This is a genomic window from Nocardia sp. CC227C (assembly GCF_030767025.1).
Taxonomy (GTDB): Bacteria; Actinomycetota; Actinomycetes; order Mycobacteriales; family Mycobacteriaceae; genus Nocardia.
In genome coordinates, this window is record NZ_JASITE010000016.1 from 93,263 (window position 1) to 106,544 (window position 13,282).

Genomic DNA, 13,282 nt, shown 5'->3' on the forward strand with positions numbered 1-13,282 from the left:
GGACAGCGTTCGTCAACCTCGGACTTCGGCGCAGTCGCAGGTGAGGTGGTGCGTTACCGGCTGTTCCGGCAGCAGGTCGCGGAAGATGCCGTTGGCCGGGGTGGCGCGGCTCAGCGCGTCGGCGGCGAGGATCACGGCCGCACCCGTCCAGGTGGTGCGCTCCTCGGGCCAGCGTTTGCCGTCGGCGAAAACCAGGCCGGTCCAGTAGGAGCCGTCGGCGTCGCGCAGATGCTGCATATTCGTGAACAGGCGCAGGGCACGATCACGGTCGCCGAGGGCGTCCAGGGCGAGCACCAGTTCGCAGGTCTCCGCACCCGTCACCCACGGCCGGTCGGATACGCAGCGGATGCCCAGCTCGCCGACCACGAAGTCGTCCCACCGCGCGTCGATGCGGCGTCGGCCCGCCGCCCCGCGGACCGCGCCGCCGAGGACCGGGTAGTACCAGTCCATGGAGTAGCGGCCCTTGTCCAGGAAGGCATCCGGGTGCTCGCGCAGCGCGTGCCCCAGCCGCATGGCCGCGACCTCCCACTCGGGCTGGGGATCGCCGATGTGCTCGGCCAGCGCCAGGGCGCAGCGCAGGCTGTGGAAGATGCTGGAGCAGCCGGTCAGCAGCGCCTCCCCGGAACTGCCGGAGGGGCCGAGCGACCAGTGGATCTCCCCGTAGCGCCCGTGCTGGAGGCCGATCACGAAGTCCACGGCGCGGCGCACCGTCGGCCACATCTCGGCGGCGAAGGCGCGGTCGCCGGTGCGGGTGAGGAAATGCAGCACCCCGGTGGCGATGTAGGCGCAGAAGTTGGTGTCGGCGTCGGAGTTCTCCACCGTGCCCCGGCGAAACTGCATGGGCCAGGAGCCGTCCGGCCGCTGGGTGGCGGCCGACCAGGCGTAGGCCGCCCGCGCCGGTTCGTACAGCCCGGCAACGGTGAGCGCCATGGCCGCTTCGAGGTGGTCCCACGGATCGGTGTGCCCGCCGTCGAACCACGGGATCGCGCCGTCGGATTCCTGTGCGGCGGCGATGGATTCGGCGGTGCGCAGCAGTTCGGCCGTGGTGAGCGTCCCGGGCACGCCGGGTAGGTCAGTAACCGCCACGGCGCACCGCCGGTTTCGTGAAGTACAGCGCCACGCTCTTGCCGATGAGCGGGTCGAGCAGCCGTTCGGCGACCCGGGTGAGCGGCGGTGCGGACATCATGTCCCACACCAGCATTCGGTGGTACGCCGACACCAGCGGATGCTTGTCGGCGGACACGCCCACCGCGCACTTCAGCCACCAGTACGGCGCGTGCAGGGCGTGCGCGTATTCGGTGCGCACATGCCGCACCCCGCGCGAACAGACCTTCTCCCGCAGTTCGTCGGCCCGGTAGATGCGCACGTGCCCACCCTCATTGGCGTGGTATCCGTCCGACAGCGCCCAGCAGATGCGTTCCGGCAGCCACCGCGGCACCGTGACCGCCAGCGCCCCACCGGGTTTGAGCACCCGCACCAGCTCGTTGATCGCCTGGCCGTCGCGCGGGATGTGCTCCAGGATCTCCGAGGCGATCACCACGTCGAACTCGCCGTCGCCGTAGGGCAGATCGAGGGCGTCGCCGCGCACCGTCTCGGCCTTGGCGTAGTCGGGGCTCTCCCCGGCCTCGGCCATGGCCTCGAACATCACCCGCACACTGTCGAGATCCCCCGCGTTCTGATCGAAGGCCACCACGTCCGCACCGCGCCGATACGCCTCGAACGAGTGTCGTCCGGCCCCGCAGCCCACGTCGATGACCCGGACGCCGGGTCCGATGCGCAGGCGGTCGAAGTCGACGGTCAGCATGTGCGTGCCTCCTGGGTGGGCGCGCCCAGCGGCGCGATGGCGGGGCGGATGAGATGCCGGGCGATGGCCCGCTCGTAGACGGTGACCGTCTGCGCGGCGACGGCTTCCCAGCTGAAGACGGACAGGGCGCGGCGGCGTCCGGCCGCGCCCAGGTGGCGTCGCCGGTCCGGGTCGGCCAGCAGTGTGCCCAGCACCCTGGTCAGCTCGTCCACATTGCCGGGCTCCACCAGTTCCGCACAGTCGCCCACCACTTCCGGCAGCGCCCCGGCTCGGCTGGCGACCAGCGGCGTGCCGCTGGCCATGGCCTCCACGGCGGGCAGCGAGAACCCTTCGTACAGGGAGGGAATGCAGGCGATCTCGGCGGAGCTGAGCAGCCGCGCCAGCTCCTCGTCGGTGAGTCCGCTGACGGCGGTGACGATATCGGTGAGGCCGAGTTCGGCGATGAGCTTCTCCGTGGGCCCGTTGGGTTCCAGCTTGGCAACCAGCCGCAGTTCCGGGTCGCAGCAGGTGCGCAGGCGTGCGATGGCCTTCAGCAGGTGGCCGATGCCCTTGAGCGGTTTGTCGGCGCTGGCGACCGCCACGATGCGCCCGCGCACCCGGGGCAGCGGATGCGGCCGGAACAATTCGGTGTCCACGCCCAGCGGCACGGTGCGCAGCTGTTGGGGCGCCACCCCGAAGTCGGCACGGATGTCGGCCGCCGACGACGAGGACACGGTGATCAGGTCGGGCAGCCGCCGCGCCACCCGCATCTGCATCCCCAGGAAGCCGTACCACCTGCGCACCAGGGGTTTTCGCCGCCACGGAGCCGCCGCCAGATCCACCGCGCGATCGCGGGTGATGGGGTGGTGGATGGTCGCCACCAGCGGCAGGTGCCGGGCGATGTCGAGCAGTCCGGTGCCGAGGCACTGATTGTCGTGCACCACATCGAAATCCCCGGCGCGGCCGCGCAGCAGTTTCGCGGCCCGCAGGCTGAAGGTGCGCGGCTCCGGGAATCCGGCCGTCCACATGGTGCCGAGTTCCAGCAGGTCGATGCCGTCGCGGATCTCACCGGGGCGCGGGGTGCGGAAGGGATCGGACTCCCGGTACAGGTCCAGGCTCGGCACCTCGGTGAGCCGCACCCGGGGGTCGAGCAGTTCGGGATACGGCTGTCCGGAGAACACCTCCACCCGATGCCCCAGTTCGGCCAGTCCCTGGCTGAGGTATCGGACGTAGACGCCCTGCCCGCCACAGTGAGTCTTGCTGCGATACGACAGCAGGGCTACGCGCACGTCGGTGTGCCTTTCCGTGATGAAGCGTTGTGAAGCGAAAAGAGTTCCGGGTGAGGGAACTCAGTCGTGCAGTCCGAGCGGGCCGAGTTTGCCCGCCAGGCGGTCGAGGTAGGCGAAGACCTCGTCATCGGATTTGTCCGGCAGTCCGTAGAGCACGTCGGTGACGCCGGCGTCGGCCCAGCGGACCAGCCGCTCCGGGTCCGGTTTGAAGTCGAGCGCGACCACGCGGGGGACGCCGGTGCGTCCGGCCTCGCGCCAGTGCTTCATGAGCAGTGCCGTGGACGCCTGCACATCCGATTCGGTCGGGGTGGTGATCCAGCCGTCCCCGGTGCGGGCGATCCACCGGAAGGTCTTCTCGGTGCCGCCCGCGCCGATGAGCACCGGCACGTGCGGCTGCACCGGTTTGGGCCAGGCCCAGCTGGGTCCGAAGGAGACGAACTCACCGGAGTAGCTCGCCTCCTCCTGCGTCCACAGCGCCCGCATGGCCTCCACGTACTCGCGCAGTACCGTGCGCCGCTTGTTGCCCGGCACCCCGTGATCGGCGAGTTCGTCGGTGTTCCAGCCGAATCCGGCCCCGAGCGTCACCCGCCCGCCGGACAGGTGGTCGAGGGTGGCGATGGTCTTGGCCAGGGTGATGCAGTCGCTCTCGGTGGGCAGCGCCACCGCCGTGGACAGTTCGATGCGCGAGGTCACCGCCGCCGCGGTGGCCAGCGCCACCCAGGGGTCGAGGGTGCGCGTGTACCGGTCGTCCGGCAGTTCGGCACCGCCCGTGAGCGGATGCGCCGCTTCACGTTTCACCGGAATGTGGGTGTGCTCGGGCACGAAGAAGGAGCGGAATCCGCGTTCCTCGGCGGCCTTCGCGGCGGTCGCGGGCGCGATGCCGCGATCGCTGGTGAACAGGACGATGCCGAATCGCATGCGTGTCAGTACCTCTCAGTTGCCCTTGGCGGCGGTCACACCCGCGCGCCGACCGTAGAAGCTGCCGTCGCCGAGCGAACAGCCGCTGGCGTATCCACCGGCGCAGATGCCCGAGGTGACGCGACCGGCCGCGTACAGTCCGGGAATCGGCTCGCCGTCCACGTGCAGCACCCGCGAATCCAGGTCGGTGCGCAGGCCGCCGAGGGTGAAACCGCCGGTGTAGCCGCGCAGGTCGTACGCGCCGAGCGGAGTGCCGATGGGCTGGACCCATTCCGGCTTCTTGTGCAGGAACGGGTCCTCGCCCTTGGCGGCGTGGTGGTTGTACAGGTCGATGGTGGCCTGCAACGCGTTCTCCGGCAGGCCCATCTCGGTCTCGAGTTCGGCCACCGTCTCCGCCACCCAGGTGGGTGCGATGCGCAGGAAGGACATGGAGGACTCGGTCTCGAAGGCCGCTTCCAGGGCGGCCTCGTCGATGACCAGGTACGCCTGGTTGTGCTGCTCCTGCAGGACCGCCTGGCCCATCCGGCCCGGATAGGTGTCCTCGGTGATGAACCGCTGGCCCTGCCCGTTCACCAGAATGCCGCGCACGATGACCTGCGGGTCGGCGATGAAGGCGACCTCGGTGGCGTCCATGTGCGCGAGATCCGCGCCGAGGGCCTGTGCCACCCGGATGCCGATGCCGTCGTGCTCCTCCACCGTCGCGGCGGGGCGGCCGAAGATCTTGGGCGCGAACTGTTCCACCATCTGGTGCGCGTAGGCGAAGCTGCCGGTCGCCAGCACCACGCCGCGCTCGGCGCGCACGTGCACCGGTGTGCCGTAGCGGGTGGCCGCCACCCCGACAACCCGGCCGGAGTCGTCCACGATCAGCCGCCGCAGCCGCACGTCGTATTCGTGGCGCACACCGAGCTGTTCGGCGGTGTCGGCCAGCGGCTTCATGAGCATGTAGCCGCCGCCCTTCTCACCAAGCTTCTTGTCCGGGGTCAACGGCAGATGCCCGCGCGGCGCGGGGTCGGCGATGGTGTTGAACGGCGCGGCGTTCTCCCCGCCGGAGTACATCAGCCCCTGATCGGCGGGCGGCTCGTAGCCGGGCTCGCCCCAGAACTCCTCCTTGAACGGAACGCCCTGTGCGACCAGCCAGTTGTAGTGGTCGACGCTGCCCTGGCAGTAGTCGTGGATCTTGGCCTTGTCCACGCCGGGGCCGAGGGCGGCGGTGAGGAACTTCTCCATGTTCTCGGGGGTGTCGGAGAAGCCGAGCGCCTGCTGGAGCGGGGTGCCGCCGCCCAGGTAGATGAAGCCGCCGGACATGGCGGCGGCCCCGCCCCAGCCGCCGGTGCGCTCGAGGACCAGGGTGTCGGCGCCCGCGCGGGCGGCTTCGATGGCGGCGCAGACGCCGGCCACGCCGAAGCCGACGACGACCACGTCGGCCGTGTGATCCCAGGTCCGCACCTCGCTGGCCCGGAGTGGTCGCACGGTGGTTGTCTCGGCCATGTTCTTCGAATTCCTCACTGCTGGAAGGGGTTACTTCTGCCGCTCTTGCGCGATGACCTTCCCGACCTTCTGGTCGAGCGTGGTGCCCGCGGGCCAGCCCACGTAGTGGCACAGGAACAGCGCGATCTCGCGCAGCTGTTCGGCGTCCAGTTCCTCGTTGCGCAGGGCCGCGCCGAGCTGGATCTCGGCGATGTCGAACAGGCCCTGGGCGGTGAGCGCGCCGAGCAGCAGCAGCCGCCGGTCGCGGATGGACAGGCCGGGGCGCGACCAGATGTCGGCGAAGAGGTGATCGGCGGTGACCGCGAAATGCGCGCCGGGCCCGTCGGAGAACTCCCAGCCGTACACCTCGGACATCTTCTTCAGGCCGCGCTGCCGCCGCTCATCCGGCTCCGGGCCGTTGTCGCCGTGCGATGCTGTGCTCACTGCTGCTCCTTCTTCGCGACAGCGCCGGGGCCGACGCCGAGACCGGTGCCGAGTTCGCCGAAAGCCCGTGCGGCCAGCGGCAGCTCGACCCCGAGCCGGGATCCGAGCGCCAGGGCGAGCGAGAGGTCCTTCTCGCCGAGGTCGCGGACGTGGCTCAGGATGGGGAACCAGAAGTCGTCGGCGGCCACCGGTGCGGTGGTGTCGCGCAACATGATGGAACCCGGACCGCCGGTGTGCGCGTCGGAATGCCGCACCACCTTGCCGAGTTCGGTGATGTCCAGGCCCGCGGCCTCGGCCAGGCGCTGCGCCTCGGAGGCGGCGGTGAAGGCGATGAAGTGCAGCAGATTGCGGGCCAGCTTCATGCGCGTGCCCGCGCCCACCGCCCCCGCGTGCACGACCAGCGACGCCCACCGCTCGAAGGGTGCGCGCACCGCGGCGAAGGCGCTCTCGCTGCCGCCCACCATTACCGCCAGCGCCCCGTGCTTCGCCGCCGGAGCCCCGCCGCTCACCGGCGCGTCCACGAATTCCACTCCGTGTTCGGCGCATTCGGCCGCCACCGCGACGGCCGTATCGTCGGAGATGGTGGAGTGCACCGCGATGACGGTTCCCGGCTGCGCGGTGCGCAGAATGCCGTCCGGACCGGTGACGACCGCGCGCACCTGCGCGTCGTCGAGCACCGCCACCGACACCACGCCGCAGCGCTCGCCCAGCTCGGCCGCGCTCCCGGCGCGGTCGGCGCCCGCACCGGTGAACGGTTCCACCGCGTCGGGCCGGGTATCGCACACCACCAGCCCGCCCGGCCAATCCAGCAGCCGGTGCGCCATGGGCGCGCCCATATTGCCCAATCCGATGAACCCGACGGCGATCTCGCTCACGATCGGAAGACCTGTCCGCCGTCGACGTTCAGTATCTGACCGGTCACCCAGGCGGCGTCGTCGGACAGCAGGTAGAGGCAGGCCCCGACCAGATCTTCGGGGGTGCCGAGGCGTTTTATCGCCAACTGCTGCCGCACCATGGAGTCGACGATATTGCCCGGCACCACATTTCGCGTGGCCTCGGTGTCGATCGGCCCGGGCGCGATGGCGTTGACGCGGATCTTGGAGCCGCCCAGCTCGTGCGCCAGCTGCTGAGTCAGGCCGTTGATGCCGACCTTGGCCAGGCCGTAGAAGCCGGAGTAGGTCCAGGCGGCCGTGGAGGACTGGTTGACGATGGATCCGCCGCCGTTCTCCGACATCGGCTGCCAGACCGCACGGGTCATATTCAGCGCGCCGTCGAGATTCACGCCCATGAACTTCTTGTAGTAGTCCCACGGCACGGTGAGCAGTAGGTCGAGCTTCATATCGCCGTAGATGGCGGCATTGTTGACCAGGTGGTCGACACCGCCGAACTCGGCGACGGTGAATTCCACCGCGGCGGCGGCGGATTCGGGGTCGGCGACGTCCACCCGCCGGAACACCGCGGTGCCGCCGTCGCCGGTGATCTCCTTGGCGGTCGCCTCGCCACGCTCGGTGTTCAGGTCGGCGACAACGACTTTCGCACCCTCGGCGGCGAGCGCCCGCGCGTAGGCCGCGCCGATGCCCTGTGCGGCGCCGGTGACGATTGCGGATCTTCCCGTGAAGCGGGCCATGGTGGAACTCCTTCAGCAGCCGGTCGCGATCAATTTGGTCTCGGTGTATTCCTCGAATCCGGCGACGCCCATCTCGCGTCCGATCCCGGATTGCTTGTATCCGCCGAAGGGCGCGTCGGCGGAGTACCAGATGCCGCCGTTCACGCTCAGCGTCCCGGTGCGCACGCCCTCCACCACGTGCCGCACCCGCTCGGGGTCGCCGCCCCAGACCGAACCGGACAGCCCGTACGGGGAGTCGTTGGCCAAGCGGACGGCATCGTCGTCGCCGTCGTGCGGGATGACCACCAGCACCGGTCCGAAGATCTCCTCCTGCGCCACCGTGGCCGAATTCGGCAGGCCCGCGATGAGGGTGGGTTCGATGTAGTAGCCGGTCGCCGCGCCGGCGGGGCGACCGCCGCCGGTGACGATGGTGCCGCCCTCGGCGCGGGCGAGTTCGAGATAGCGTTCCACCCGGGCCCGCTGCCGCTCGGAGATCACCGGTCCGCAGACGGTCGCGGGATCGGCCGGGTCGCCGGGCGCGATGCCGCCCAGGGTGCGCGCGGCGGCCTCGACCGCCCGGTCGTAGCTCTCGCGCGGGACCAGCAGCCGGGTGCTGATGGCGCAGCCCTGTCCGGCGTGCACGCACACGCCGAAGGCCGCGTAGCTCACCGCGGCCCGCAGGTCGGCGTCGTCGAGTACGATGAACGCCGATTTGCCGCCGAGTTCCAGGAACACCTTCTTCAGGGTGGCGGCGGCGGTGGCCATCACGGCGCGGCCGGTCTGGGTGGAGCCGGTGAAGGAGATCATGTCCACGCGCGGATCGGCGACCAGTTGGGTGCCCAGGGCGTGGTCGGCGGAGGTGACGATATTGACCACCCCCGCCGGGATATCGGTCTCCTCGGCGATGATCCGGCCGACCGCCGCCGCGCACCAGGGCGTATCGGGGGCGGGTTTGAGTACCACGGTGGTGCCCGCCGCCAGGGCCGGACCGAGCTTGGCGAAGTTGATCTGGTGCGGGAAGTTCCAGGGGGTGATGGCTCCGACCACGCCGACGGGCTCGCGCCGCACCCGGCGGGCGCTCTTGATGCCCATCGGTTCGGCGATCCCGAGATCGGTTTCCCACGGGTAGTTCTCGGCCAGATCGGCGAAGTAGCCGAGGTCGCCCACCGGACCCTCCAGTTGGGGGCCGCCGGTGAGCATGCGCGGCGCGCCCGCCTCGGCGATGGTGATCTCGCGCAGTTCCTCGAGGTGCCCGCGCAGCGCGTCGCGCAGCTGGCGCAGGCAGCGGGCGCGGAAGGCGTGGTCGCGGGACCAGCCGGTGGTGTCGAAGGCGGTGCGCGCGGCGGCGATGGCCGCGTCCATATCGGCGCTGTCGGCGTCGGCCGCGTGACCGAGCACCTCCTCGGTGGCCGGGTTGACGGTGGTGAAGACACCCGCGCCGCCCGGAAGCAGTTTGCCGCCGATCAGCAGCTGTGAGCCAGCGCTGGTGACGAGGCCGTTCATCGATAGCTCCTCTGCTGTCCGGACACGTGTACGGACTATATGTTCGGAGCTCGAAGCCACGCAAGAACCTGTTTCAGTATGACCGCTCGGGCGCGGCCTCGCGATTTATGCGGAATTACGGGAATTCGTTGTCTCGACCGTGCCGCTCCAGTACCGTACAGACACATGTCCAGCTATGTGTCTTCCATGGCGGGCGGGTGCCGACGTTGCTCGGTGAACGCGTTCTCGAACTGGAGGTGTGCGCAATGACGGCCGCATCCCTGGAACCGCTGCTCTTCGACCCCTACGACTACGCCGTCCACGCCGACCCGTACCCGCTGTACCGGCGGCTGCGGGCCGAGGCGCCGCTCTACCACAATCCCGAGCTGGGCTTCTGGGCGCTGTCCCGGCACGCCGACGTCTCGGCCGGGTTCCGCGACAGTACCGGCCTCTCCAGCGGCAACGGGGTCTCCCTGGACCCGGCGGCGTGGGGGCCGCACGCCCACCGCACCATGTCCTTCCTTGCCATGGACGATCCCGCGCATCTGCGCCTGCGCAAGCTCGTCTACCAGGGCTTCACGCCGCGCCGGGTCACCGAGATGGGCGACCGCATCCGGGAGATCACGCTGCGGCACCTCGAACCGGCCCTGGCCCGAACCGATTTCGACTGGATCGACGACGTCGCGGGGCGGCTGCCCATGGACGTCATCTCCGAACTGCTCGGGGTCCCCGAGGTCGACCGCGCCGAAATCCGGCGCATGGCCGACCTTCTGGTGCACCGCGAGGACGGCGTGCTCGACATTCCGCCCGCCGCCATGGACGCCGCCCTGCATCTGGCCGGGTACTACGCCGAGATGGTCGCGCAGCGCCGTCGTTCCCGCACCGCCGATCTGACCTCGGCGCTGCTCGACGCCGACGCCGACGGCGACCGGCTCACCGACGAGGAGATCATCGGCTTCATGTTCCTCATGGTGGTGGCGGGCAACGAGACCACCACCAAACTCCTCGGCAACGCCCTGTACTGGGCGGCGCGCCATCCCGAGCAGTACGCCAAGGTGGCCGCCCATCCCGAACTGGTACCGGCTTGGGTCGAGGAGACCTTGCGCTACGACGCCTCCACCCAGATCCTGGCCCGCACCGCCACCGCGGAGCTGAGCTACGCGGGCGGCACCATCCCGGCCGGAGCCAAGGTGCTGCTGCTCATCGGCGCGGCCAATCGCGACGACGCGGTCTTCCACGAGCCCGACCGCTACGACATCGAGCGCGCCGACAAGGGCGGGCTCATCAGTTTCGGCCGCGGCGTGCACTTCTGCCTGGGCGCGCACCTGGCACGGCTGGAGGCGGAGATCGTGCTGCGCGAATTCGCCGCCCGGGTGCGGGATTACGGCGTGGACGAGGCCGGGAGTGTGCGGGTGCACTCCATCAATGTGCGTGGTTTCGCGAAACTGCCCGTCACGGTGGAGGTTCGGTAATGCCCCGATTCGCACCCCATCCCGCGCGCCGACCGGCGCTGATCGCCGGAGCCTCCTCCGGCATCGGCGCGGCCACAGCGCTCACCCTGGCCGAGCTCGGCCATCCGGTCGCGCTCGGCGCGCGCCGGGTCGACCAGTGCGAGGAACTGGCGGGCAAGATCCGCGCCGACGGCGGTGAGGCCGTCGCCCATCGGCTCGACGTCACCGACGGCGCGTCCGTCGACGCGTTCGCGACCGCCGCCGAGAACGAGCTCGGTCCGGTCGAGATCGTCGTCTCCGGAGCCGGTGACCTGGAGTTCGGCCGGATCCACGCCACCGATCCGGATGTGTTCGACCAGCAGTTGCGCGTCCACCTCGGCGGTGCGCAGCGGCTGGCACACCGGCTGCTGCCCGGCATGATCGAACGCCGACGCGGCGATTTCGTGGTGATCGGCTCCGACTGCGCCGATCGGCCCCGCCCCGGCATGGCCGCCTACAACGCCGCCAAGATCGGGGCGGAAACCCTGGCGCGCCAACTCCGGATGGAATTGGAGGGCACCGGTGTGCGCGCCTCGGTGGTGCGGCCCGGCCAGACGCTCACCGGCATGGGGATGAACGCCGCGCCCGAGGTGGTCGGGCCGCTGCTGGAGGACTGGGTGAAGTGGGGCTTCGCCCGGCATTCGCACTTCCTGCGCGCCACCGATATCGCGGCCGCCGTCGCCGCCGTGGTCGGCACACCGCGCGGGGCGCATCTGGTGCTGGTGGAGGTGCAGCCGGAAGCGCCGCTCACCTCGGACGACGGGAGCCGGTGATGCGTCTCGTCGTGGATCTCGATCTCTGCCAGGGGCATGCGGTCTGCCAGGACGAGGCCCCGGAGCTGTTCGACGTGCCCAAACAGGGGCAGGTGCGGATTCTGCGCGCCGACCCCGGTGCCGATCTGGAAGCGGCCCGCCTGGCCGTCCGCTACTGCCCGACCCAGGCGCTGTCCCTGGTCGACGATCACAAGGAGCCGTAATGCCTTTCCCCCGTGCAGAACTCGATGAGATGGTGCGCCGCTGGGTGGAGGAGAACCAGCGCTGCGAGGCCCTCGGTGACTGGAAGCCCTTGGCGCACTTCTACACCGAGGACGCCACCTACGGCTGGAACTACGGCCCGCAGCAGGAATTCATGGCCGTCGGCCGCGACGAGATCCGCGATATCGCGCTCGGCCAGGAGATGTTCGGGCTGGAGGGCTGGACCTACCCGTATCAGGAATTCGTCGTCGACGACCGCAGCGGCAGCGTCATCGGCCTCTGGAAGCAGGTCAACGAGAAGCACCGGTCCGACGGGCGGCCCTACAGCCCGGAGGGCATCGGCGGCAGCTGGTTCCGCTACGCCGGGGACTTCCAATGGTCCTGGCAGCGTGACTTCTTCGACTTCGGCAATGTGTCGGCGCTGTTCGTGGAGATGATGACCGACAACGCGCTCTCGCCCGGCATGCGGAAGCGCATCGAGCGGTCCGTGTCCGGGCAGCCGCTGCCCGGCTGGTATCCGGTCGGCAAGGGGCCGGTTCCGCAATGGTGACAACCGTTCCCAGCCGCTTCGACAGCCTCTCCCGCGCGGAGCTGGCCGTGCTGGTGCCGGAACTGCTGCTGTGCGGGCATCTCATCGACCGCTCCGGCATGGCGCACACCATCGCCGCCTTCGGACGCGAGGGGATGACGGCGGTCGCCATCGAGGAGTGGGCGCTGGCCAGCCCGGTCTACTCGCGGCGCATGCGCGAGGCGCTGCGCATTCCGGGTGACGGCGTGGACGCCGTCTTCAAGGCCATGCAGTTGGATATCGGCGCGCCACCGCAGTTCATGGACTTCCGGTACCGGGTGATCGACCACGACCACGGCGAATTCCATCTCGACCACTGCGGCGCGCTGGCCGATGTGGAACCCATGGGGGAGGACTACGTGGTGGCCATGTGCCACCACATCGAGGACCCCACCTTCGACGCCACGGCGCTGGCGACCAATCCGCGCATCCGGGTGCGGCCCGTGCACCGGCCGCCGCGAGTGCCCGCCGACCGGCATCCGGTGTGCGCCTGGACCGTCACCATCGACGACGACCATACGCCGCCGACACCGCCCGCCAATGCCGCCCGCACCGCGAATTCCCGTGCGGCGCTGCTGGAATTGCCGCCCATCGACCGGGCCGGGCCGGGGCTGCACGACTACGCGGGGCCGCTGCTCGCCGATCTGCGCTTCGGCGACTTCTCCCGGTCGGCACTGGTCCGGATGGCCGACGAGGTGTGCCTGCAACACCACCTGCTGACCCTGGGCTTCCGGGTCGCACTGGCCGAGCGCGCCGACGAGCCGACCGCGCTGGCCATCGCGCGCAAGCAGTTCACCGGTATCGCCGGACTCACCGCCGAGCGCATCCGGCGCGCCCTGGATCTCGGCGACGACATGGCGGCACTGGCGAAGGTGCTGCGCCTGCATCCGGCCTGGAATCCGGCGGCCTACGTGGGTGTCGAGGTGGCGGTCGAGACCGTCGTCGGAGCCCAGGCGGTGGAACTGCGACTGCGTCGTGACTGCGACGCCGTCGCCGACGGCGCGTGGCCCGCACTGCTCGCCCCCGACCATCTGGAACCCCTCGACGCCATGGCACGCGGCGTGAACCCGCGCCTGCACACCCGCGTGCGCGCGGCCGACGACGATCTGCTCGTCGTCGAGATAGCCATGGCCGCGACGCCGTTCCGGGAGGCGAGCGAGGTGGCCGTCACCCGGTTCAGCACCGGCGCGGACTTCACCTTCACCGAACACGGCAGCACCCCGCTGCCGCTCACCACCGGATAGACCAGAAAGCGACAAGC

14 protein-coding genes are annotated in these 13,282 nt (G+C 70.2%); 5 read left to right on the forward strand and 9 right to left on the reverse strand.

Translation table 11 applies throughout. The features are described 5' to 3' along the window. Positions 1 to 12 precede the first annotated feature (12 nt). The 9 genes from QMO76_RS28050 to QMO76_RS28090 form a co-directional block, all read right to left on the reverse strand. Positions 13 to 1,086: a prenyltransferase gene (locus QMO76_RS28050; RefSeq protein WP_306364340.1), complete on the reverse strand. Its 1,074-nt coding sequence runs from the start codon at positions 1,084 to 1,086 to the stop codon at positions 13 to 15. Beyond that, positions 1,073 to 1,804 carry a class I SAM-dependent methyltransferase gene (locus QMO76_RS28055; RefSeq protein ID WP_306364341.1) on the reverse strand — a complete coding sequence of 244 codons (732 nt, stop codon included), beginning with the start codon at positions 1,802 to 1,804 and terminating at the stop codon, positions 1,073 to 1,075. The genes QMO76_RS28050 and QMO76_RS28055 overlap by 14 nt, the downstream gene beginning before the upstream one ends. Beyond that, positions 1,798 to 3,072 carry a glycosyltransferase family 4 protein gene (locus QMO76_RS28060; RefSeq protein ID WP_306364342.1) on the reverse strand — a complete coding sequence of 425 codons (1,275 nt, stop codon included), beginning with the start codon at positions 3,070 to 3,072 and terminating at the stop codon, positions 1,798 to 1,800. The genes QMO76_RS28055 and QMO76_RS28060 overlap by 7 nt, the downstream gene beginning before the upstream one ends. A 60-nt stretch (positions 3,073 to 3,132) precedes the next feature. Further along, positions 3,133 to 3,990, reverse strand: a complete 858-nt coding sequence (locus QMO76_RS28065; protein WP_306364343.1) for an LLM class F420-dependent oxidoreductase — start codon at positions 3,988 to 3,990, stop codon at positions 3,133 to 3,135. Positions 3,991 to 4,005: 15 nt separating this feature from the next. Next, positions 4,006 to 5,478, reverse strand: a complete 1,473-nt coding sequence (locus tag QMO76_RS28070) for an FAD-dependent oxidoreductase (protein WP_306364344.1) — start codon at positions 5,476 to 5,478, stop codon at positions 4,006 to 4,008. Positions 5,479 to 5,508: 30 nt separating this feature from the next. Beyond that, positions 5,509 to 5,832 (reverse strand): carboxymuconolactone decarboxylase family protein, encoded by a 324-nt coding sequence (locus QMO76_RS28075; RefSeq protein ID WP_306364410.1) that lies wholly within the window; start codon positions 5,830 to 5,832, stop codon positions 5,509 to 5,511. Between the two features lie 65 nt (positions 5,833 to 5,897). After that, on the reverse strand, positions 5,898 to 6,737 hold the full coding sequence (locus QMO76_RS28080) for an NAD(P)-dependent oxidoreductase (protein ID WP_372342109.1): 840 nt from the start codon (positions 6,735 to 6,737) through the stop codon (positions 5,898 to 5,900). Between the two features lie 35 nt (positions 6,738 to 6,772). Then, positions 6,773 to 7,528 (reverse strand): SDR family oxidoreductase, encoded by a 756-nt coding sequence (locus tag QMO76_RS28085; protein WP_306364346.1) that lies wholly within the window; start codon positions 7,526 to 7,528, stop codon positions 6,773 to 6,775. A gap of 12 nt (positions 7,529 to 7,540) precedes the next feature. Beyond that, positions 7,541 to 9,010 (reverse strand): aldehyde dehydrogenase, encoded by a 1,470-nt coding sequence (locus QMO76_RS28090; protein ID WP_306364347.1) that lies wholly within the window; start codon positions 9,008 to 9,010, stop codon positions 7,541 to 7,543. Between the two features lie 245 nt (positions 9,011 to 9,255). Between QMO76_RS28090 and QMO76_RS28095 the strand changes: the two genes are divergently transcribed. Genes QMO76_RS28095 through QMO76_RS28115 form a run of 5 tightly spaced genes read left to right on the forward strand, consistent with a single transcriptional unit; the run spans position 9,256 to position 13,265 of the window. After that, the gene (locus QMO76_RS28095; RefSeq protein WP_306364348.1) at positions 9,256 to 10,461 is read left to right on the forward strand and encodes a cytochrome P450; all 1,206 of its coding nucleotides are present in this window, start codon (positions 9,256 to 9,258) and stop codon (positions 10,459 to 10,461) included. After that, on the forward strand, positions 10,461 to 11,252 hold the full coding sequence (locus QMO76_RS28100; protein WP_306364349.1) for an SDR family oxidoreductase: 792 nt from the start codon (positions 10,461 to 10,463) through the stop codon (positions 11,250 to 11,252). The genes QMO76_RS28095 and QMO76_RS28100 overlap by 1 nt, the downstream gene beginning before the upstream one ends. Further along, a complete protein-coding gene (locus QMO76_RS28105; RefSeq protein WP_306364350.1) occupies positions 11,252 to 11,455 on the forward strand; it encodes a ferredoxin in 204 nt (67 codons plus the stop codon). Before QMO76_RS28100 ends, QMO76_RS28105 begins: the two co-directional genes overlap by 1 nt. Further along, positions 11,455 to 12,003, forward strand: a complete 549-nt coding sequence (locus QMO76_RS28110; RefSeq protein WP_306364351.1) for a nuclear transport factor 2 family protein — start codon at positions 11,455 to 11,457, stop codon at positions 12,001 to 12,003. The genes QMO76_RS28105 and QMO76_RS28110 overlap by 1 nt, the downstream gene beginning before the upstream one ends. Beyond that, entirely contained in the window at positions 11,997 to 13,265 is a 1,269-nt protein-coding gene (locus tag QMO76_RS28115; protein WP_306364352.1) for a hypothetical protein, read from the forward strand. Before QMO76_RS28110 ends, QMO76_RS28115 begins: the two co-directional genes overlap by 7 nt. Positions 13,266 to 13,282 lie beyond the last annotated feature (17 nt).

Bases quoted from the DNA above. Each gene is read 5' to 3' on its own strand.
- QMO76_RS28095 (WP_306364348.1), top strand. From the start codon at position 9,256: ATGACGGCCGCATCCCTGGAACCGCTGCTCTTCGACCCCTACGACTAC.
- QMO76_RS28090 (WP_306364347.1), bottom strand. From the start codon at position 9,010: ATGAACGGCCTCGTCACCAGCGCTGGCTCACAGCTGCTGATCGGCGGC.
- QMO76_RS28075 (WP_306364410.1), bottom strand. From the start codon at position 5,832: ATGTCCGAGGTGTACGGCTGGGAGTTCTCCGACGGGCCCGGCGCGCAT.
- QMO76_RS28055 (WP_306364341.1), bottom strand. From the start codon at position 1,804: ATGCTGACCGTCGACTTCGACCGCCTGCGCATCGGACCCGGCGTCCGG.
- QMO76_RS28085 (WP_306364346.1), bottom strand. From the start codon at position 7,528: ATGGCCCGCTTCACGGGAAGATCCGCAATCGTCACCGGCGCCGCACAG.
- QMO76_RS28110 (WP_306364351.1), top strand. From the start codon at position 11,455: ATGCCTTTCCCCCGTGCAGAACTCGATGAGATGGTGCGCCGCTGGGTG.
- QMO76_RS28065 (WP_306364343.1), bottom strand. From the start codon at position 3,990: ATGCGATTCGGCATCGTCCTGTTCACCAGCGATCGCGGCATCGCGCCC.
- QMO76_RS28070 (WP_306364344.1), bottom strand. From the start codon at position 5,478: ATGGCCGAGACAACCACCGTGCGACCACTCCGGGCCAGCGAGGTGCGG.
- QMO76_RS28105 (WP_306364350.1), top strand. From the start codon at position 11,252: ATGCGTCTCGTCGTGGATCTCGATCTCTGCCAGGGGCATGCGGTCTGC.
- QMO76_RS28100 (WP_306364349.1), top strand. From the start codon at position 10,461: ATGCCCCGATTCGCACCCCATCCCGCGCGCCGACCGGCGCTGATCGCC.
- QMO76_RS28115 (WP_306364352.1), top strand. From the start codon at position 11,997: ATGGTGACAACCGTTCCCAGCCGCTTCGACAGCCTCTCCCGCGCGGAG.
- QMO76_RS28080 (WP_372342109.1), bottom strand. From the start codon at position 6,737: ATGGGCGCGCCCATGGCGCACCGGCTGCTGGATTGGCCGGGCGGGCTG.